Below are 21,662 nucleotides of genomic sequence, written 5' to 3' on the forward strand. Positions count from 1 at the left end.
TATTATGAGAAGATTTGTTCAATTAATCGTTTGTGGTCTAGGTTTATTGTTTTTCCTTTTTGTTAAACCAATTGTAAATTATGTCAAGAATTTCGCAGGTTTTGAAAATTGGGAAAGCTCTATCATTATTCCACAAAGAGAAAATTTTATAATTGCATTAGTTGCTTGGTTATTAATTATTTTTTTACGCAAGGGAAAACGGATTTTCTTGAAACAATATGATCTTTCTGCAGAAGATAATTTAGATGCGAGAAAAATGTATACCCAAATAAATCTGTTGGAAAAAATCATTATTTTCTTTATTGTTCTTTTTGCGGCTGGCTTTATATTACTGTCTTTTGATGGCATTAAAAAAATAGGCTACGGTATATTTGCTTCCGCGGGTTTAGCAGGAATTATTATTGGTCTGTCGGCTCAAAAAGTAGTTGGCGCCTTATTGGCCGGAATTCAAATTGCGATTACACAGCCCTTTAGAATTGACGATGCCGTTGTGGTAGAAAATGAATGGGGCTGGATAGAAGAAATAAACCTCACCTACGTTGTAATTCGGCTCTGGGATAAAAGACGTTTGGTGTTGCCATCAAACTATTTTTTGGAAAAGCCATTCCAAAACTGGACCAGAACCTCTGCAAATATCATTGGCTCCGTTTTTATCCATACCGATTACACCGTTTCTTTTGAAGCAATGAGAGAGGAATTAGACCGCATTTTAGAGCATACCGATTTATGGAATAAGGAAGTGAAGGTATTACAAGTTACAGATGCAAAAGAACACTCCGTAGAAATTAGAATCTTAGTTAGCGCAAAAAATTCGCCTACAGCTTGGGATTTACGTGTTCATGTACGTGAAAAAATGATTGAATTCTTACAGAAAAATTATCCGGAAAGTTTACCAAAAACACGTATTTTATTAGATGATAAAACAAAACCTGATACTAAATTAGATGAATAGCCATAATTAACTGTCAACATCTAAATGTTATTTTCATATAGCGAATCAGTTAGTTTGATTCATATCACGCCTATACCAATTTTGTTCTATCAAAGTTAGCCTCAAACAAATCTTCAAAATGCTTCAAAAGTTTCCGCTTAACCTCGGCTTCATCGACCAAATCGACTCCTAATTCAACATTCAAAGACGTAACCGCTTTTCCTTTAATTCCACAAGGAATTATATGATCAAAATAACCTAAATCAGCATTTACGTTTAGCGCAAATCCATGCATGGTAACCCAACGACTTGCTCTTACACCCAAAGCACATATTTTTCGAGCAAACGGCGTACCAACATCTAACCAAACCCCTGTTTCACCAGGACTTCGTTCGGCTTTTAAATGGTATTCTGCTAATGTGCGAATAATCATTTCCTCCAAAAAACGAAGGTATTTATGGATATCTGTAAAGAAATTATCCAAGTCTAGAATCGGATAACCTACAATTTGCCCTGGCCCATGATAAGTGATATCTCCTCCTCTATTTATTTTATAGAAGGTGGCATTTTTTTCGATTAATTGTGTTTCAGAAAGCAACAGATTAGATAAGTCGCCACTTTTCCCTAACGTATACACATGAGGATGTGCTACAAAGAGAAAATAATTATCGGTTTCCAAACCTGCGTCTTCCCTTCTATTCTTAATTTTAGTGTCTAAAATATTTTTAAAAAGGGTTTCTTGATAATCCCAAGTAGCTTTAAAATCTTTAGTACCTAAATCTTGGAGCTTTATGGTTTTATTCATCTAGAAATTCAACTTTCATATCCAAAGACATCGGATTTTTAAGGTATTCTATCCAATTTTTTTTATAACTTACTGTCTTTTTGTCGTTTGAGAATTCAGCACCCTCAATAGAAACAGATTTAACAGCCTTTGGAAAGGTAAATTTTACGTTATAGAAGGCATTTTCAAAATACTCCATAAATTCCTGATTACTTTCATCCTCATCATTAAATAATTCTTCCATAATCTCCTCTCCTTTCCCTTCTGGAATATCAATTTTTGTGACTCTAGAAAAGCTATTTTCTGTCAGGCTATAATTTGTTCTGTTGTTTTCACTACCAAAAAAATTACCTAGCGGTGAGTTTTCTTTCATAGCATCAACTTGACCTCCCTGTGAATTTAAACTTTGTGCTTTTCTAATTTTATCATTGATGTTCTTTAAATCGTCAATTGATTCAAAATTAAGCCCTATTCCCATATTCATGATACCTTCGTCTTGATCCATTTTCATGTTCATAAACATATCTTTTACAGCTTCCAACGCCAAACGTTTTTCAGGTGGTAGAGCCGCAACACTATCTTTATAAGTCTCCATTATATCAGCAAATACCATCGTAGTGTCCATAACCTCCCCTCCTTTTTTCTTTTCATTATCAGCACTATCTCCACCCATGGTTTCAGACATAGCTTTCATGGCTTCACCCAATTCATAGGTTATTAAAAACTGACCAGAACCATTCTCATTAAAAACAATAGATTCGGTAACATTACAGCTCGTTAAAAAACAGGCAAATGTGAATAATAGGATAATTTTTTTCATTCCCATCTTAACCTTCCCATTTGGAAGGAATTTATTAGTTAATAATTCACAAAGTTAGGTAAAATCGAATTTAATCGATTTAAATTTTAAAATCAAAACTATCCGAAATCGTTTTTCCCCTTTGGGGAAATTAAAAGGGCTAATTTATCGTTCAGGATTGTTCAATATAACTAAAGCGGCGATAACACCGGGAACCCATCCACAAAGCCATAATAAAAACGTAATAAGAATAGAACCACAACCTTTATCTAAAACCGCTAATGGTGGACAAATAACAGAAAGAATAACACGCCAGATACTCATAATTCGTTTTTTAATTTGATGTAATTATGAGACGTTAATTGACTCAAAATGTTACATTTTTTGTGATTTCTATGTATTGAAATAAGAATAAAATTATGTAGTTTCGTTACATGCGAATAAAAATTCTTTTCGTCTTTTTAGCCGTTGCTTCAGTTTGTAATGCGCAATATTCATTTTCGGGCTATACCAATCCAGAAGAATGGGATCGGTCTGTATATCTTTCTATAGTTGAAGATTATCGAAAAATGTCTGGTGTCTATTCCGAACAAATTATTGCGAAAACCACAGCAGATTCCACCGGTTATTTTGAATTTAAGGGCAATATGCTCGATGCAGAAAACCGAATCTATCGTATTCACGTCGATCGCTGTTCTGAAGTCCAACAAGGTATCAATCATTTTAATGGACATTGTAACGACAGTGAAGCACTGCTCTTCATTGCCAAAAATACGGACAGTTTGAAGCTGCCCTTATCGTTTGGCGATCAGGTTTTTTGTAGTGTAGAATCCAATAATCCCAAAGCCAATGCGTTTGTAAAAATCGATTCGTTGAAAAACGATATGCGTTTTGCTTATGGCGAATTTAGAAGCGAAGCCAACCGTAAACTCAACAACAAAAAGTGGTTTAAAACCCTTCAGTCTTTTGGGAAAGCTTTGAATGAACCTATTGCAGAACTTTACATTTATTCATATCTATCAGATAGAAGTAGTGATTTGCACAGTTATTATGTGGAGGACTTGAAACAAAATGATTATTATGATCATCTCAAATCACGATTGGAAACGGCATATCCAAACGCTACTTACACCCAACAATACACAAACGAATTAGAAGCCGACCGTTATATGTTAGCCGCTTCAACAGGACATACGCCTTCCAATTGGAATGTTCTACTTTACATCATTTTAGGACTTTCCGTAATTCTGAATTTATTCTTCTTGTACCAATTTTGGCAACGACACCAATCTAAAATAGACGATCTCAAATCCAAATTATCAAAACAAGAGCAAGTCGTTTTAGAGCATTTGCTCTTGGACAAATCCAATAAAGACATCGCAGAAGCCCTTTTTTTGAGCGTAAATACGGTTAAAAGCCATACGAATAACATTTATAAGAAATTAAATGTCCAATCTAGAGACGACGCAAAATCCTTATTTATCAAATAGTTACAAAATTCAACCTTGGTACTAGTACCAATTTCCAACCTTATTTTTTCAGAATTTACATATTTAATCTTGATGTTTGTTTCAACATTAATCAATAAAATTTTTTATTATGAAACGAACATTAAACATTGCCATTCTTTTAGTTTTAACTTTAAGTTTTTTTAATGCGGCACCAACTGAATTTGACAAATACGATTCTAAAGTCGCTGTCATAAAATTTAAAACCAAAGTCGTTGACTATGGCTCCATTGTTCAAAATTCCGATGGCACACGACTTTTCACCTTTACCAATACTGGTGATGCACCTTTACTTATAACCAATGTAAAAACCACTTGTGGCTGCACAGTGCCAAAATATTCTAAAGCACCTATTTTGCCTAGTGAGACTGGAGAATTAAACATTAAGTATGACACCAAAAGACTTGGCGCTTTTACCAAGACCGTTACTGTGATGTCAAATGCTGAAGGCGGTAACAAAATTTTGAAGATTAAAGGGACTATTGTTGCTGCAAAGTGAAAAAAATCAGATGGGTATTGTCATTTCGAATGAGGCACGAATGAGAAATCTCAACTTCAAACAATGAGATTTCTCGTCGCTCATTCTTCGCTCTGTCGAAATGACATCAAAGTCACGTAAAGATATATCATCATGAAAACAAACCTTTTAACACTAATAATCGCGTTACTTTTTATATTTCAAATCAGCGCACAATCAATTAATCAAGAAATCATTGAAAAGGGAGAAGCACCATTTTTACTCGGAAAAATTGACAAAAGCGGTTTGGAAAGTGAAAATTATAACGCTTGGTTTTCTAAAAACCATAACGCTTACGAACCTAATTCTAAATGGATAAGCGACATAGCTCCAAAATTAAAAAACTATGCCATCACTCTTTTTATGGGCACGTGGTGTGGCGACAGTAAAGCAGAAGTCCCGAAAATCTATAAAGTTCTAGAAGCCTGTGATTTTCCAATGGAACAACTTACGCTTATTGCTGTAAGCAGAAAATCAGATATGTATAAACAAAGTCCGCAACATGAGGAAGCGGGTTTAAACATACACCGCGTACCTACCCTAATTTTTTACAAGGATGGTAAAGAAATCAACCGCATTGTGGAGCATCCTATCGATACCTTTGAAGAGGATATTCAGAATATTATTACGGTAAATGATTACAAATCGAATTATCAGATCGTGGCAAATATTGAAGACATATTAAAATCTTCTGGTATAAAAGGCTTTAAGAAGAACAAAAAACGAATTCTGAAAACCTATAAAGACCAATTAAAAAGCATGCATGAATTAAACACGTATGCACACATTTTGTTTACCACCAATAGACAAAATGAAGCCCTAGAAGTCCTAAAACTAAATACAAAACTGTTCCCAACAGAAAGTTACACATATATGAGCTTAGGAAATAAGCTTTCAGCAAACGGAGACCTTAAAAAAGCTTTAAAACAGTATAAAAAAGCGCAGAAATTGGATCCTGAAAATGAGCAAATTCAAAAAAACATCTTGGCGTTAAAATCAATGTAAAAAGGTGTTCGCTAATTTTCTGAAATAACGTAATTTTGCATCGGTCTGCCGAAAAAGGCAGAATTCTAAAATAACAAGAATGCAACTTTCAGAACAAGAATTGGTAAGACGCCAAAAGTTAGAAAAGCTAAGAGCTTTAGGGATCAACCCTTATCCAGCGGATTTATTTCCTGTAAACCATACTTCGAAACAGATAAAATCCAATTACGAAGACGGTAAACGGGTCGTTATTGCTGGTCGTCTCATGGCCATTAACATTCAGGGAAAAGCATCTTTTGCACAATTACAAGATAGTGAAGGTCGTATTCAAGTCTATTTTAATAGGGATGAAATATGCGAAGGCGAGGACAAATCCAAATACAATGATGTCTTTAAAAAATTATTGGATTTAGGCGACTTTGTCGGTATTGAAGGGACACTTTTCACCACGCAAGTTGGAGAGAAAACCGTCATGGTCAAAGATTTCAAATTGCTCAGTAAAGCTTTAAAACCCTTACCAATCCCTAAACAAAAAGATGGGAAAACCTATGATGCATTTACAGATCCTGAGCAACGTTACAGACAACGTTATGCCGATTTGGCGGTCAATCCGCATGTAAAAGAAGTCTTTGTAAAGCGTACAAAATTGTTTAATGCGATGCGCCAGTTCTTTAATAACGCTGGTTATTTTGAAGTGGAAACGCCAGTTTTGCAACCTATTCCTGGAGGTGCAGCAGCACGACCGTTTGTAACGCATCACAATAGTTTAGACATTCCGTTGTATATGCGAATTGCAAACGAATTATACCTAAAACGTCTTATCGTTGGTGGATTTGATGGTGTCTATGAATTCTCTAAAAATTTCCGTAATGAAGGTATGGATAGAACCCATAACCCAGAGTTTACGGCCATGGAAATCTACGTTGCTTATAAAGATTACAACTGGATGATGGATTTCTGCGAGCAATTATTGGAGCATTGTGCCATTGCTGTTAACGGAACTTCAGAAGCTACTTTTGGTGAGCATAAAATTAATTTCAAGGCGCCATACAAACGTATTACGATGCGTGATTCTATTTTGGAATTCACAGGTTTTGATATTTACAATAAGTCTGAAGACGACATTAGAGCGGCTGCAAAAGGTATGCATATCGACGTGGATGAAACTATGGGTAAAGGCAAGCTGATTGATGAAATTTTTGGCGAGAAATGTGAAGGGAATTATATTCAGCCAACTTTCATTACCGACTATCCAAAAGAAATGAGTCCGTTATGTAAGGAACACAGGGAAAACCCTGAATTGACGGAACGTTTTGAGCTGATGGTTTGTGGAAAGGAAATCGCCAATGCCTATTCTGAGTTGAATGATCCAATAGACCAACGTGAACGTTTTGAACACCAATTAAAATTAGCAAAAAAAGGTGATGATGAAGCTACTGAATTTATAGATGAAGACTTTTTACGTGCTCTAGAATACGGCATGCCACCAACCTCTGGTATGGGAATTGGTATGGATCGTTTAATTATGTTCTTAACAAACAATCAGAGTATTCAAGAAGTATTGTTCTTCCCACAGATGCGCCCAGAGAAGAAAAAAGTTGATCTTAGCGATAATGAAAAAGCAATTTTAGAAATTCTAAAACCTGAAAAACGAATGGATCTAAATGTGCTAAAATCAAAATCTGGATTAAGCAATAAAGGCTGGGACAAGGGCATTAAAGGTTTGGGCAAACATGGTTTAACAAAGGTTGAAAAAACGGATGATGGTTTATATGTGGAGATGGTTTAAAATCAATTCAAATTATACAATGAAGAAAGGAATTATGGTGAGATAATTCCTTTTTTTTGGTTTAAAACCAATATATTAGTGGATAAAAATTGATAATTTGTGCATCAATTTCAACTATTTTAAACACTCTGACATGAAAAAAAACTACTTAATCTTATTCATCTTTTTTTCTATATCAGCATTCTTAAATTCCCAAAACTTCAGAGGTAATTGGAATGTAGTTTCCCTTGAATCCAATGGTAATATTATAAATTTACCTTCAACAGTTACTACTTCACCCAACATCGATTTTGGTATAGGATTCAGCAGTCCACCGCCAGACACATCTGACGAATATTATGGGTCGTACGTTAATGGTAACGGAATTTGTAACTCATTTGTTTCTTATTATGAAGATGCTACAGGCAATGCAATAAGTCTCATCCCTTATTTCGATGTTTCCAACAATAGTTGTAATACTAGTGAAGAAACAACTTTTGAAAATTTATATTTTTCAATTTTACAGGAATCTGGCAACTTAAATTATATATTTTCTGACGATTTACATGAGTTAAGTATTGTTAATAGTCTTGGTGAAGTTATTAATTTAGGTCGTGAAGATGACTCTTCGAACCAGTTAAGTGGTGAATGGTTTCTATATTCTATTTGGGACTATGATATTTTATTAGAAAATACTTTCGACCCAAATTTGAATATTATTTTTTCTGATGTTGAAAACAACGGTCAAAGTGACTTTTATGGCAATTCAACATGTAATGGATTTGGTGGCACATATGATAACCCAATACAAGACAGCACCTTTATAAAAAGAAGTATTAACTGGACTCTAAGCCAATGTAATACACTCGAAGAGGAAATTTTTGAATCTTCATACTTACAGTTTTTTGAAACCAACGGTTATTTTGAAAACATACTAGAATTTGAAATTACAGGAAGTGGTTCTGATGCTATCCTTTATATATACAATGGTTATGGTTCCGATATTACATATGGAAGACTGGCTTTATCAATAAATAATTTCGAGAAATCAAGAACACAAATTCTAACTAATCTAACTGAAAATAAATTAAAAATCATATCTGATACCGTTTTAGCTAATTCATCATACACTATTTATGACATGTCTGGAAGACTTATGGCTTCTAATTATTTAAATGGATCTAAAACTATAACAACAAACAATTTAGCCTCTGGAATGTATTTTTTAAATATTCAAAACTCAAAAAACAAGTCTGAAAGTTTTAAATTTCTGAAGAAATAATTTGGAGCTTATTCACATTTTAAAACAGTAAAAGATGTTATAACAAACATAGCTCTAAAAAGGTTAAAAAAAACGGATGATGGTTTATATGTTGAGATGGTTTAAAATCAATTCAAATTATACAATGAAGAAAGGAATTATGGTGAGATAATTCCTTTTTTTAATCTCATCAAATCCTAAAATCAATAAATTCTTGCCAATTGCCACATTTTTAGTATTTTCACATCTGCTATAAATAAAGAAATATGTCCCTATTATGAAAAAGAGTATTATTCTATTGGTCGGTATGGTTTTAATGGTTTCCTGTGGTAATGACACTGACGATCTTATACCTGTACCAGTTTGCGACACTGTAACTAACTTATCGTCTAACTCAATTACCAATAGTTCAGCGATAATTACTTGGGAAACTTCAAATAATTCAGCTTCTTACGCAATAGAATATGGCATTTCCGGATTTGCCTTAGGTAGCGGAACAACAGTTTCTGAATCTGATGCAAACGTTGAACTTACAGGTTTACAGGCCAACACCACATATGATATATATATTCAAACGGTTTGTAGCGCAAGTAATACTAGTCCATATTCAGGTGTTTATAGTTTTACAACTTTAGTTCCAAATGTAGTTGCAGCATTTCAAACCAACCTTTCTGAATTGAATTTATTTACTGGTAGTTTAAATGCACTCAACATCAGCCCAAAAGCATTTGAATATAACTTGAATTCTGCCTTGTTCACAGATTATGCCCACAAACAACGTATAATTGCTTTACCAGAAGGCACAAGCATGGAATTTGATGGTGATGGCTTACCAATTTTTCCAGACCATACGGTTATTGCAAAAACGTTCTATTATAACATTGATGAGCGCGATCTTTCCTTAGGACGACAAATTATCGAAACTCGTATTTTAATTAAATTAAATGGTATTTGGGAAACGGGAGATTACAAATGGAACGCGGCACAAACAGAAGCTGTATTGGATTTAGAAGGAAGCACACTACCCGTGACTTGGATTGATGCTACAGGCAATACAAATTCAACAAACTATAAGATACCATCAAATACAGATTGTTTTACCTGCCATGCCAATAATGAGGAGATATTTCCTATAGGTCCAAAACTAAGGTCTATGAATTTTGACATTAATGGTGTAAATCAATTGGAACAATTTATAAGTAATCAGTATTTAACAGGACTGGAAAATAGCGCTTCAGTTAGGGTGCTTCCAAATTGGGAAGACACTTCACTTCCGTTGGCTACCAGAGCACGAGCTTACATGGACATCAACTGTGCGCATTGTCATATTCCTGGAGGTACTTGCGCTGACCAGTCTTCTCTGAATCTCGCACTTGAAACACCTTTGGAAGAGAGTAACATCGTTGAGCAAAGTGTACAAATTGACTATAGGGTTTCATTCTTTTCAGAAGGCCTAAGTATGCCATTTATTGGAACTACCATGCGTCATGCAGAAGGTTTGGATATGATTCAAGAGTACATGAACTCACTTTAAATTTCAGTAGAAGTTAAGGTTGTGAGTATCACGTTAAAAAAATACTAAAAACGCCCGTCTAGTTGGAAGATTCTGAATAGAAACTGTATTTTCATCGAAATTTTATAAAAAACGATGATTTTAAAACACTTTTCCCTTAAACTGCTTATTATAGTTTCAGCTTTTCTAGCATTTTCATGCTCAACCGCAAAAAAAGCTGGCAAATCAAAAAATGACGCCACAGCCATGGCTCAATCAGGAAAAAAACCTGGGAAAAACGATCCAAAACCTTATGACAAAGTTATCACTAAAGATGCTGTAAGTGATGAAGGTTTATTCACCGTTCATACTTTAGATGACAAGTTCTATTACGAGATTCCAGATTCTCTTTTTAATAAGGAAATGTTGATGGTGACCCGTATTTCCAAAACAGCTTCAGGACTCGGTTTTGGAGGCGGAAAGATGAACGAACAAGTATTGCGTTGGGAGAAGAAAGGTAAAAAAGTAGTGCTTAGAGTTGTATCTTACAACGTCGTTGCTGCTGATTCACTTCCTGTTAAAGAAGCGGTTTTAAATTCTAATTTTGAACCCGTTTTATTCACATTCCCTATTGCGGCATACAGCAAAGATTCTACAAGTACGGTAATTGATGCCTCGCCTCTTTTTGAAAAAGATGTAAAATCTTTGGGCTTGTCGCAACGTGCAAGAACACCTTATAAAATCTCACGTTTAGAAAGTGATAAATCTTTTATTGAAAGCATTAAAAGTTACCCAAGAAATATTGAAGCGAGACATGTAAAAACCTATGCTGCCGGAAAACCACCATCAAATTCCAGTACAGGAACCATCTCTATAGAAATCAACAACTCTATGATTTTATTGCCAGACAACCCAATGAAGCGTCGTTATTTTGATGAACGTGTCGGCTGGTTTACAAGTAGCCAAACTGATTATGGTTTAGAAGATCAAAAAAGTAAATCTTTACAATTTTTGGACCGTTGGAGACTAGAAGTTAAGGATGAAGACATCGAGAAGTTTAAGCGTGGCGAATTAGTCGTACCCAAAAAACAAATTGTGTACTACATTGATAGAGCAACACCAGAGAAATGGAGAAAATATATAAAACAAGGTATTGAAGATTGGCAAGTGGCTTTTGAAGCTGCAGGATTTAAAGAGGCTATTATTGCTAAGGATCCACCAACAGTTGAGGAAGACCCTGAATGGAGCCCTGAAGATGCACGTTATTCAGTGGTACGTTATTTAGCCTCTCCGATTCCCAATGCTAATGGACCACATGTAAGTGATCCTAGAACAGGAGAGATTTTAGAAAGTGATATTAATTGGTATCATAATGTGATGTCATTATTACGCGGATGGTTCTTTGTACAAACCGCAGCTATTAATCCTGATGCGCAGAGTCCACAATTTAAGGATGAAGTCATGGGACGTTTAATTCGTTTTGTATCTGCTCATGAAGTAGGACATACTTTAGGTTTACCTCACAACATGGGAAGTAGTGTGGCTTATCAGGTTGAAAAATTACGTGATGCTGAATTCACTAAAAAATACGGTACAGCACCATCCATTATGGATTATGCACGATTCAATTATGTTGCACAACCTGGTGACGAAGGTGTGGCCTTAATGCCAGATATCGGAATTTACGATAAATACGCTATTGCTTGGGGTTACCGACCAATTTTAGACAAAACGGCAGAAGAGGAAAAATCAACTCTTAACGAATGGATTACAAAACATGCAGGAGACTCAATGTACCGTTTTGGACACCAACAAGCTGGTGATGTTGTGGACCCTAGTTCTCAAACCGAGGATCTAGGCGACAACGCCATGTTGGCCAGTGCATATGGTATTAAAAATTTAAAGCGAATTGTACCTAATTTAATTGAGTGGACTACAGAAGCTGGTGAGGATTATGACGATTTAGAGGAAATGTACGGTCATGTATTATCACAGTTTAACCGTTATATGGGACACGTTTCCAATAACATTGGTGGCGTTTATGAATATTACAAAACGGCAGATCAAGAAGGTGCGGTTTATACCGCAGTTCCTAAGGCACATCAAAAGGAAGCTATGGAGTTTATTCAAGATAATTTATTTGAAACACCAGAATGGTTAATTGATAAAGAAATTTTTGATCGTATAGAGTTTTCAGGTTCTGTGGAGCGCCTTAGAGGACTGCAAGCAAGAACGCTTAATAATATCATGAGCTTAGGCAAAATGCAACGTTTAACAGAAGCACATACTTACGATAGCGCGAGCTATTCTTTAACAGATATGATGAGCGATTTACGTAAAGGGGTTTGGAGTGAATTGCGTTCTGGAAAATCAATTGACACGTACAGACGTAATTTGCAACGTGCTTATATCGATAGAATGGCCTACTTGATGACGGCAAAAGATCAAAGCGGAAAATCTAGAAGTCCTTACGTAAAAATGACAGCCGTTAACACTAGCCAATCCGATATCAGAGCAGTTGTAAGAGCTGAATTGAAAACCTTACTTGGTCAACTTAGAAATGCTCGTGGTAACGATGCTATGAGTCGAATTCATATTGCAGATGCTATGGAACGTATTGATCTTATTTTGGACCCAAAATAATTTATCAAATAATTCACAAAACAAAGAAAGGCTTCAAATTAATTTGAAGCCTTTTTTTAGTTTCAATTATTTAATACCAGTACTAATTATAAATTATCGAAAGGACTGAAACCTTAAAACAAAACCGCTTTTATAGTGTTATGATAGTCTTCAAACTCTATGAGATTATTATGACCTGCACCTTCTACCGTTGTAAATTTCAAGTTTTCAATAGGTAATTCTGAAAGTTTCTTTCCAGAAGCGTAAGGCACAACACCATCAGCAGTTCCATGGATAATTGTGATTGGAAATGTTGCTTTGGGTAAATATTGATAGGTCGGAAAATGATATTTCAGCAATTGTTTAACAGGAAGTATAGGAAATCGGTCTTTCGCCACATCCAGAATACTGTAGTAAGGTGTTTCCAAAATGAGCTGTTTCGGATGGTTTTTTGAGGCTAAGTAAGACGCAATCCCAGTTCCTAACGATCGCCCGTATAAAGTAATTTGGTCTGCAGCATAGTGTTTCAACAAATAGTCATAACAATATTGAGCATCATGGTAAAGCGCAGCCTCACTTAACTTCCCCGTACTTTTTCCATAGGTTCTGTAATCCATGATGAGCACATCGTGTTGTTTTTCAACAAAATATTCTGCAATCGTTCCCCAACGACTTAAATCGCCAGCGTTACCGTGAAAATAAAGTATGACGCCCTTTGGATTTTCAACCTTAAAATGAAGGGCATTTATTATCGTGTTCTCATCGGTTTTCAGAAATAATTCTTCAAAAGTATGATTGAACTGATAGTGATAGTCTTGCTCCAAGGTTGTTGGCAAAAACAATAACTTTTCCTGAAAAAAATAAAGTGCGGATCCTATCATAACATATAAGCTAAAAAGTACAATACTGAACTTTTTAAGCCTTTTTTTTAGTGGGTTTTGAACTGTGGATGACATTGATACTTGTGGTTTGTAAGTCGATGGTCTTAGGTTTGCTATTCAAAATATCGTCTAACATGTTGTGATAGGCTTCAAAATTATTCAAATTTTTGTGTCCACCTTGGATAACCGTATGCAATTTTGTGAGACTTGGATTGATCTGAGCTAATTTCACACTCGATTTATACGGAATCAACTTATCGTGTGTGCCATGTATAATATGAATTGGGCATTGCACATATTTTAACCACTTATATGTTGGCAAAGGATATTTGATCAATAGGGACAGTGGCATAAATGGCATATAACGTGCCGTCACTTTGGTTAAACTATAATATGGCGCATCCAAAATCAATAGTTTAGGGTGATTCATGGATGCCAACTTTGCCGCAAAACCAGAACCTAAGGACCGACCATAAAGTATAATTCGGTCTTCGGTGGTTTGCTTTTTAATTTCATCATAGACCAATTGTAAATCACGCTTAATGGCTTTTTGCGAGCGCTTTCCAGTGCTTTTTCCGAAACCACGATAATCCACCATCAACACGTTATAGCCATGCCTGGTAAAATCGACGGCAAATTTCCCCCATCCTTTTATGCTTTTTGAATTTCCTTTGAGATACAGCATCACACCTTTGCTTTCCTCTTTCGGAAAAAAGCGCAAACCGTTAATTATGGCGCCATCCCTAGTTTCTAAATTATACTCTTTGGTGGCTTGGTTTTCATAATCAAATTGAAAATCCTTATGCAGTTTTTCAGGTTTAAAAAGCATATAATCCTGCAAATAATATAGCGCAATGCTAACTGCTATATAAATGGCTAAGATTAAAATTATGATTGAAATCCAGTACGACATATCAATAACAAATACTTTTTTTAAAGATAGCAAAAATTAATGCTTAGAGGTATTTCATAAAAATATCAGCAAATGGGTCCTGATTAACGACCGTGTAATAAAATAAAGCACCCAACCAACCATGTACTATGCCAAGCACATAAATATTCTTGGCTTTCAAATAGATATAACCGTAGAACAAAGCCAAAACAAAAGTCCCAAGTATTAACCATAGTGATGGATAATGCACAACAGAAAAAAGAATAGCAGTTATTAATATAATTAAGGGTTTTGAAAGTTTAAAACTTTTAATGTGATTTAGATTTCCAGCAACCAATGCGATAGTCAAAAATTGTTGCACAGTTCCCCAAATAGGATAAGTGATGAGAAGTGGCAGTATATGCCATGTGACATTTAAAGTACCTTGAATATATCCTATCATAACGAAAGACATTATAGAAACTAAAGAAAATGGCAAGACCAGCTTAAGAACTGCTAGAAAATTATCTGTTCTAAACCCCCAATCCGTAAGTACCAACTTATCCTTTTTATAGCGATACATCAAATATGCTGACCAAGCTAGTATGGTCACATTTACAAAAGATAATCGCCAATTTAAATAATCGACAAAAACGAATTTGCTGACTGCTGTGATGACAACGGCTAGGATTTCTAAAATTCTAACCTTGTCCGAGGCTGGTCTAGTGAGATTTAGGCTTGAAAACTCAATTAAATATGAAGTAAGTCTATTTTTCATAATGTAATTAATTTAAAACCTCACAGTAAGCTATAATACCATGAGGTTTTGGGTTACTAATTAACCTATCATCAAAACTAATCGTCGTCTTCTTTTGTTTCTAACTCATTATTGATATAAGCCACATCTCTTGTGTTTTTCTGAACAGCAATGGCCGAGAACAAACTTAAAGTGAAAGACATCGCATAGAAACCTTTTTCGCTGAGTTCCAAATCCGCGTTCCACAGGCCTATGGTTAATAAAACAATAGCTGCAATTGAGGTAAACCAACTGATACCGTAATACATTTCTGTAACTTGGATGTTTTCTAGTTTGTCCCTAACAGCTTTTTGCACTGAAATTACCGAAAATAGGCCAAAGAGTAAAATGGTAAAATAATAGCCTTTTTCATTGAGTTCCATAGTGGCATTCCAGAGGCCAACGCAGTAAGCGACCATACCAATGAGCAGAGCCGTCCATGAAGCTCCAATAAATGCAGGTGTGGGTTTATGATTATACACCTTTTTTTCTCTCTTTTTCGATTTAGCGTTTTCGTCGTCTTTTAATGATACTGTCGTTTGATAATTCATATTGTTTTGTTTTAATGATTATGGGTCAAAAGTCGAACAAAAGAGAGAGTTCATAAAACCAAATTTTCAATATAACTGACGATATATTTTATTATATATATCTAAAAAAGCCTATTTTTAATGTGATAAAACAATTTTTAATGACGTTTAAATGAATGATATTAAATCTATAATTGACACATTATCGGTTGAAGACCATCAGAAATTTGTGTCTTATCTTCAACAAAAGAATAAGCGGAAAGACACTAAAAATATTCAATTGTTTAAATTACTTTCCAATTCCGATGACGATTCGAAGGTCATTTGCAAACAACTTTATAATGTTGAGAAAAGCAACGCTTATCATGCGCTTAGAAAACGTTTGTTTCAATCTATAATAGATTTTACTGCCAATAAAAACCTTGATGACGAAAACTCCATAGATATGCAGATTGTTAAATATATCTTGGCATCACGCACTTTCTTGCTTCAGAACAATTTCAATATTGCTTACAAAATTTTGGACAAAGCAGAACGGCTTGCAGATGAGCATTTGCTTTTCACGATACTTAATGAAATTTACCATACCAAAATTCAGTATGCTTCCCATTATCCCAAAATAGATTTAGAACAATTAATAATCAAACAAAAAGTAAACCAGAAAAAACATCAATTAGAAGACCAACTTAATATTGTCTATGCCAAATTGAAATCCATGTTGAATGAAGTCAGCTATCAAGGAAAAGTCATCAATTTTGAAACTGAATTGGAAATTTTACTAAAAGCACATCAAATTGAAATTAATTCTTCTCTTTCTTTTAAGTCATTATATCAGATTTTATCTATTGCGAATATTTCGGCATTAGTCACCAAAAAATATTACAGTATAGAAAGCTTCGTCATGAAAAGCTATGACATTCTGAAACAGAAAAAGGAAACCGACAAACAGCTCTATTATCAAATTCAGATTGTTTACATAATTGCCAACACGCTTTTCAGAAATAAAAAATTTGCAACATCTTTAAACTATATTAAAGAGATGGAACAATTGATGCAACTTAAAAAAAAGGCTTATCATAAATCCTTCACATTAAAGAAAACTTTGGTTGAAGCATTAAATCTCAACTACAGCAACAAACAAGAAGAGGCTATTTTAATTACCGAGAGCGTTATGAACAAAAAACACGATGATCTTGAAGCCATATTGGACCTGCATTTATCTTGTTTTATGTTTTACTTTCAAAGTGGCAATTTTATTAAAGCGAAATCAATTTCAGCAAAATTTTATCATACAGATCAATGGTACAAAGAAAAAGCAGGCATAGATTGGGTCATTAAAAAAAACGTCTCAGAACTCCTATTATATATTGAATTACAGGAAGACGATTTATTCTTTTTGCGATTAAAAAGTTTTAGGCGTGTGTATTCAAATTATCTAAAAAACATAGGACAAAACCGGATTCTTACGTTTTTGAAATTTGCAGAACACTATTACCTAAAACCAGAAAGTGTAAGTACCGAAGAATTTAAAAACAAATTAGAAATTGCCTTTGAATGGGTCACCATTAATGAAGAAGACATTTTTGTAATTAGCTTTTATGCTTGGCTGAAAAGCAAAGTAGAAAACAAGGATTTATATCAAACTACGCTTCACCTGTTAAATCCGTAATGTTAAATTTGCTGTTAAAAATAAACCTCTTATTAAACGTTTTAAATCATCATCTGTCTAAACAAGTATAACAATAAATTATAAAAAGATGAAAAAATTAGTAATTATTGCCCTAGCTCTTGTAAGCTTGAACGCTTTCGCACAACGAAAAGAACACAACAAGATGGACAGAGAAAACCGTTCTGAATTACGAAAGGATATGACGCCATCTGACATCGCAGATTTAAAATCGAAACAGCTAACTTTAAAATTAGATTTAACAGATGCGCAACAAAAAGACGTACACCAATTGATTTTTGATGAAGCCACAACAAGACAAAGCTTAAGAAAAGCAAACAAATCGGCAGATAGCGAAAAAAGAGCAAAACCTTCTAAGGAAGATATTGTAAAGATGCAAAACGAAAGATTGGACGCCCAAATAGAAATGAAGCGTAAAATGAAAAAGATTTTAACCGAAGAGCAATATGCTAAGTTTGAGAAAATGAAACCTAAAAAACATAAAAAAAGAAGAAAGCATAATATAAACAATTAGATCAAACTTCTTTTGACCATAAAAAGTATCGGATATCCGATACTTTTTTATTTTATTGAATAAAATGATTACTTTAGTACCTGAATTTAATTAAACAATCCAAAATGAAAAAAGTATTTACACTATGTTTATTTGTATTTGCAATGTTTCTTGGAAACCAATCTGTGGTTGCACAAAATAGCAAACTAGAAGCAAAACAAGAAATAAATTCCGAAGCTGCTGATAAAACCGAAGCTTTGAGACAATATGTGAAATTTAGCAAAGAACAACGCAACGAAATATACACAGCTTTGCAATCTTATGGACAGAGCAAAGCACGTATAGCTGCTAATCCAGTAACTGAAGCAGAAGTTGCAAAAATTGAAAAATTGTTGGACGATAGAGTCAAATCGATTTTAAACGACGAACAATATGAGCGTTATAAAGCTTACATCGCAGAAAATCAATAAAAAAAGCCTCGTTTAACGAGGCTTTTTTATTACAATGTTTTGGCGATATTTTCTACTGCCGAAATCGTTGTGTTCAAATCCTCGTAAGTTAAGGCATCTGTTATAAACCAAGTTTCAAAAGCACTTGGCGCGATATAAATGCCTTCGTTAAGCATGCCGTGAAAGAATTTCTTAAAGGTCTCATTATTTCCTTTGGCAGCTGAATCAAAATCTACCACAGTAGTCTCAGAAAAATGAACAGATATCATAGAACCGATTCTGTTAATGGTATGGACAATGTTATTTTTATTTAAAGCGTCAGAAATACCATTATGAAGATATTTCGTTTTCTCTTCTAGCCTATTCATCAATCCCTTATCTGAGTTAATTGTTTTTAGCATAGCCAAACCTGCCGCCATCGCTAAGGGATTTCCACTTAATGTTCCAGCCTGATAGACAGGTCCAATTGGAGCCAAATAATCCATAATTTCATTTCGGGCAGCAAAAGCACCAACTGGCAATCCACCGCCAACGACCTTACCAAAACAAACAATATCTGCATCGACATTTTTCAGCTCTTGCACGCCACCTTTGGCCAATCTAAATCCAGTCATTACCTCATCAAAAATCAATAAGATACTATGCTCATCACATAAGGCTCTCAAACCTTCAAGAAAACCATCAACTGGCGGAATACAGCCCATATTTCCTGCTACAGGCTCTATAATAATAGCTGCGATTTCGTTTCTATTCGATGAAACGAGTTCCTTTACATTATCGATATCATTATATTTAGCCAACAAGGTGTCCTTCGCCGTTCCTTGGGTTACTCCAGGACTATTTGGTGTTCCAAAAGTAATGGCACCACTTCCTGCTGCGATTAGAAACGAATCGCTATGACCATGATAACAGCCAGCAAACTTAATAATTTTGTCTTTTTTTGTAAATCCTCGTGCCAATCGAATGGCACTCATACACGCTTCTGTCCCAGAATTCACAAACCTAATTTTATCAATATTTGGTACCATGGAAACCGCCAATTCTGCAATTTCGGTTTCAATCGCCGTTGGCATTCCAAAGGAGGTGCCTTGTTTTGTTTTTTCAATTACGGCATCTACAACAGGCGGAAATGCATGACCCAATAACATCGGTCCCCAAGAATTTATATAATCTATAAAACGATTTCCGTCCTCGTCATAAACATAAGCGCCTTTGGCTGATTTCGCAAAAATTGGAGTACCACCAACGGCATTAAAAGCCCTTACAGGCGAATTTACGCCTCCAGGAATAACCTTTTGCGCTTCTTTAAACAGAGCACTACTTCTTTGATATAACATAAATTAATTAGGAATAATAAGTTGTTGACCTATAGTAAGATTATTTGATCTTAAATTGTTTTCGGCCTTAATGGCGTCAACGGTAGTTTTATACAATCTTGAAAGGGAATATAAGGTATCACCTTTTGTTACCGTATGTTTTTTTGTGACAGATTTTTTATGTCCTTCAATTATTGTAGTTGATTTCCTTGCAGTTTTAGATACTGTTCCTTCAAGGACCTCATCATCATATTTATAAAGTTGATAACGCTCTATTAAACTAATCAGTTTTTGAGGATATTGCCTATCAGTAGCATAACCCGCAGCTCTCAAACCTTTGGCCCAACCTTTATAATCATCTGGTTTTAATTTGAACAAACTCGCATAACGACTTCGTCCTGTTAAGAATTCTGAATGGTCCTCATAAGACATCTCTGCTCTTTGATATTTTCTGAAACATTCTTGGGAACGATCATCATCGTGGTAGATTTTAGCACCTTTCCAGCCATGACATTTAATTCCAAAATGATTATTCGCCTCTATTGCTAATCGGCCTCGTCCAACACCAGATTCCAACACACCTTGAGCCAATGTAATACTCGCCGGAATTTTATGGGTTCGCATTTTGTCTTTAGCTATTTCGGCATAAAGCGCTATATAAACCTCTACAGTACTAGGTGCTTCATTAACTTTTACGATGGGTTTTTCGCTATCCTTTTCTCGCTCCTTAACAACGACTGTTTTATTTCGACTATCGTTTTTCCTCTTTGTTACAATGCCCTTTTTGGGACCACAACTCATTGCAGACAAAACTATTAATATGACTATATATCTAATCTTCATTATTTTACACTTCGATTAAAGGCTGATTTTTACGTTTCAACATGGCATTAACTCCAGCGATACCTTGTAGGCCTCCAGTATGGATCACCAATAGTTTCGAATCTTTTGGAAAAAACCCTTTTTCAATTAAATCAAAAACACCAAATAGCATTTTACCGGTATATATAGGATCTAATGGAATGTTATAAACTCTCTTGAATCTGTTTATAAACGTAATCAATTCAGGCTTTATTTTACCATAACCGCCAAAATGGTAATCCGTTATTAAATCCCAATGGTCTTGATTTGCAAATTTACGAATATCTTGTTGTAAAAAATCACCTTTCAAAGCAGGAAAACCTAATATTTTCTGATGCCTTTGCGAAGCATTGATTATTCCTGAAATTGTTCCACCAGTTCCTACCGCGCAACAGATATAGTCAAAATTAAAATCATCTGCTTGTAAAATCTCTTCGCAACCTTTAACGGCCAAATTATTTGTTCCACCTTCTGGAAGTAAGTAAAAATCACCAAAACGGTCTTTTAATTCGCCGATAAAATCTTTACTGGTTTTCTTTCTGAAAGATGCTCTTGAAATAAAGTCAAGATGCATGCCACAGGTTTTCGCAAATTGTAATGTTGGGTTTAATTCTTGGTTTAATCCTAGCTCCTCACCTCTTATAACACCAATAGTTTTGAATCCATTTACTTTTCCTGCATAAGCCACTGCTGCAATATGATTTGAAAACGCACCACCAAAAGTTAATAATGTTGTTGCACCAATGCGTTTGGCTTCCTTTATATTATATTTTAATTTTCGGTATTTATTTCCAGAAATAAAGGGATGAATTAAGTCCTCTCGCTTAATGGCCATTTTTATAGAAGAATTTTCAATAAACAAATAATGATTAGCAATATCGAAATTAAACAAATCTTTTTTTTACAAAAGTACTTAACTCATTTTTAATAAATTCTTTGTAGCATTAAAAAACAAAATGAAATGCTTTTATAGATTGTTTTATAGTTTAAAGTTTACCAACCATCGAACCGTATGGTTTACTCATCGAAAAATACTTGTTAGCAGATGCATGTCTTTTAATTTTGCTTAAGAATTTATCCCTCTTTAGTGTGAATTACTTATTGCGTATTCA

General features: G+C 34.7%; 21 protein-coding genes. 11 read left to right on the plus strand and 10 right to left on the minus strand.

All coding sequences use genetic code 11. The annotated features are described in order from the left end of the window. Positions 1–4 precede the first annotated feature (4 nt). The gene (locus HM987_RS14710) at positions 5–952 is read left to right on the plus strand and encodes a mechanosensitive ion channel family protein (RefSeq protein ID WP_179008799.1); all 948 of its coding nucleotides are present in this window, start codon (positions 5–7) and stop codon (positions 950–952) included. A gap of 70 nt (positions 953–1,022) precedes the next feature. Here HM987_RS14710 and lipB read toward each other — a convergent pair whose 3' ends face one another. From lipB to HM987_RS14725, 3 genes are all read right to left on the minus strand, one after another. Beyond that, complete coding sequence (lipB, locus tag HM987_RS14715) at positions 1,023–1,736, minus strand: lipoyl(octanoyl) transferase LipB (protein ID WP_179008800.1); 714 nt, start codon at positions 1,734–1,736, stop codon at positions 1,023–1,025. Next, on the minus strand, positions 1,729–2,535 hold the full coding sequence (locus HM987_RS14720; RefSeq protein ID WP_179008801.1) for a hypothetical protein: 807 nt from the start codon (positions 2,533–2,535) through the stop codon (positions 1,729–1,731). Before HM987_RS14720 ends, lipB begins: the two co-directional genes overlap by 8 nt. A gap of 144 nt (positions 2,536–2,679) precedes the next feature. Beyond that, the gene (locus tag HM987_RS14725; RefSeq protein ID WP_179008802.1) at positions 2,680–2,838 is read right to left on the minus strand and encodes a YqaE/Pmp3 family membrane protein; all 159 of its coding nucleotides are present in this window, start codon (positions 2,836–2,838) and stop codon (positions 2,680–2,682) included. 110 nt (positions 2,839–2,948) lie between these two features. Between HM987_RS14725 and HM987_RS14730 the strand changes: the two genes are divergently transcribed. The 7 genes from HM987_RS14730 to HM987_RS14760 all read left to right on the plus strand — a co-directional run bounded on the left by HM987_RS14730 (position 2,949) and on the right by HM987_RS14760 (position 12,687). Further along, complete coding sequence (locus HM987_RS14730) at positions 2,949–4,004, plus strand: LuxR C-terminal-related transcriptional regulator (RefSeq protein ID WP_179008803.1); 1,056 nt, start codon at positions 2,949–2,951, stop codon at positions 4,002–4,004. A gap of 109 nt (positions 4,005–4,113) precedes the next feature. Further along, complete coding sequence (locus HM987_RS14735) at positions 4,114–4,521, plus strand: DUF1573 domain-containing protein (RefSeq protein WP_179008804.1); 408 nt, start codon at positions 4,114–4,116, stop codon at positions 4,519–4,521. Between the two features lie 132 nt (positions 4,522–4,653). Further along, positions 4,654–5,544, plus strand: coding sequence for a tetratricopeptide repeat protein (locus HM987_RS14740; protein ID WP_179008805.1), 891 nt, complete (start codon positions 4,654–4,656; stop codon positions 5,542–5,544). A gap of 79 nt (positions 5,545–5,623) precedes the next feature. Then, positions 5,624–7,312 (plus strand): lysine--tRNA ligase, encoded by a 1,689-nt coding sequence (gene lysS, locus HM987_RS14745; RefSeq protein ID WP_179008806.1) that lies wholly within the window; start codon positions 5,624–5,626, stop codon positions 7,310–7,312. A 133-nt stretch (positions 7,313–7,445) separates the two neighbouring features. After that, positions 7,446–8,573: a T9SS type A sorting domain-containing protein gene (locus HM987_RS14750; RefSeq protein ID WP_179008807.1), complete on the plus strand. Its 1,128-nt coding sequence runs from the start codon at positions 7,446–7,448 to the stop codon at positions 8,571–8,573. Positions 8,574–8,829: 256 nt separating this feature from the next. Continuing rightward, positions 8,830–10,086 carry a fibronectin type III domain-containing protein gene (locus HM987_RS14755; RefSeq protein ID WP_179008808.1) on the plus strand — a complete coding sequence of 419 codons (1,257 nt, stop codon included), beginning with the start codon at positions 8,830–8,832 and terminating at the stop codon, positions 10,084–10,086. A gap of 114 nt (positions 10,087–10,200) precedes the next feature. Beyond that, complete coding sequence (locus tag HM987_RS14760; RefSeq protein WP_179008809.1) at positions 10,201–12,687, plus strand: zinc-dependent metalloprotease; 2,487 nt, start codon at positions 10,201–10,203, stop codon at positions 12,685–12,687. 113 nt (positions 12,688–12,800) lie between these two features. Here HM987_RS14760 and HM987_RS14765 read toward each other — a convergent pair whose 3' ends face one another. The 4 genes from HM987_RS14765 to yiaA form a co-directional block, all read right to left on the minus strand. After that, positions 12,801–13,547, minus strand: a complete 747-nt coding sequence (locus HM987_RS14765) for an alpha/beta hydrolase (protein WP_229724465.1) — start codon at positions 13,545–13,547, stop codon at positions 12,801–12,803. A gap of 34 nt (positions 13,548–13,581) precedes the next feature. Next, on the minus strand, positions 13,582–14,460 hold the full coding sequence (locus HM987_RS14770; RefSeq protein ID WP_179010076.1) for an alpha/beta hydrolase: 879 nt from the start codon (positions 14,458–14,460) through the stop codon (positions 13,582–13,584). A 43-nt stretch (positions 14,461–14,503) separates the two neighbouring features. After that, positions 14,504–15,196 (minus strand): CPBP family intramembrane glutamic endopeptidase, encoded by a 693-nt coding sequence (locus HM987_RS14775; RefSeq protein WP_179008811.1) that lies wholly within the window; start codon positions 15,194–15,196, stop codon positions 14,504–14,506. A 77-nt stretch (positions 15,197–15,273) separates the two neighbouring features. Further along, entirely contained in the window at positions 15,274–15,765 is a 492-nt protein-coding gene (gene yiaA, locus HM987_RS14780; RefSeq protein ID WP_179008812.1) for an inner membrane protein YiaA, read from the minus strand. Between the two features lie 151 nt (positions 15,766–15,916). On the opposite strand from yiaA, the gene HM987_RS14785 reads away from it, so the two are divergent. The 3 genes from HM987_RS14785 (at position 15,917) to HM987_RS14795 (ending at position 18,394) form a co-directional block, all read left to right on the plus strand. Next, positions 15,917–17,413, plus strand: coding sequence for a hypothetical protein (locus HM987_RS14785; protein WP_179008813.1), 1,497 nt, complete (start codon positions 15,917–15,919; stop codon positions 17,411–17,413). Between the two features lie 88 nt (positions 17,414–17,501). Continuing rightward, positions 17,502–17,945 carry a hypothetical protein gene (locus HM987_RS14790; RefSeq protein ID WP_179008814.1) on the plus strand — a complete coding sequence of 148 codons (444 nt, stop codon included), beginning with the start codon at positions 17,502–17,504 and terminating at the stop codon, positions 17,943–17,945. A gap of 104 nt (positions 17,946–18,049) precedes the next feature. Then, positions 18,050–18,394 (plus strand): hypothetical protein, encoded by a 345-nt coding sequence (locus HM987_RS14795; protein ID WP_179008815.1) that lies wholly within the window; start codon positions 18,050–18,052, stop codon positions 18,392–18,394. A gap of 29 nt (positions 18,395–18,423) precedes the next feature. Here the strand turns inward: HM987_RS14795 and hemL are convergent, their stop codons facing one another. From hemL to HM987_RS14810, 3 genes are read right to left on the minus strand one after another with little or no spacing between them, the layout of a single operon-like run. Beyond that, positions 18,424–19,710, minus strand: a complete 1,287-nt coding sequence (hemL, locus tag HM987_RS14800) for a glutamate-1-semialdehyde 2,1-aminomutase (protein ID WP_179008816.1) — start codon at positions 19,708–19,710, stop codon at positions 18,424–18,426. Positions 19,711–19,713: 3 nt separating this feature from the next. After that, positions 19,714–20,532 (minus strand): glucosaminidase domain-containing protein, encoded by an 819-nt coding sequence (locus tag HM987_RS14805; RefSeq protein WP_179008817.1) that lies wholly within the window; start codon positions 20,530–20,532, stop codon positions 19,714–19,716. 4 nt (positions 20,533–20,536) lie between these two features. Continuing rightward, positions 20,537–21,385: a 1-aminocyclopropane-1-carboxylate deaminase/D-cysteine desulfhydrase gene (locus HM987_RS14810; protein WP_179008818.1), complete on the minus strand. Its 849-nt coding sequence runs from the start codon at positions 21,383–21,385 to the stop codon at positions 20,537–20,539. Between the last annotated feature and the right edge of the window lie 277 nt (positions 21,386–21,662).

Origin of the sequence: Winogradskyella forsetii (assembly GCF_013394595.1) — a bacterium.
Classification (GTDB): Bacteria; Bacteroidota; Bacteroidia; order Flavobacteriales; family Flavobacteriaceae; genus Winogradskyella; species Winogradskyella forsetii.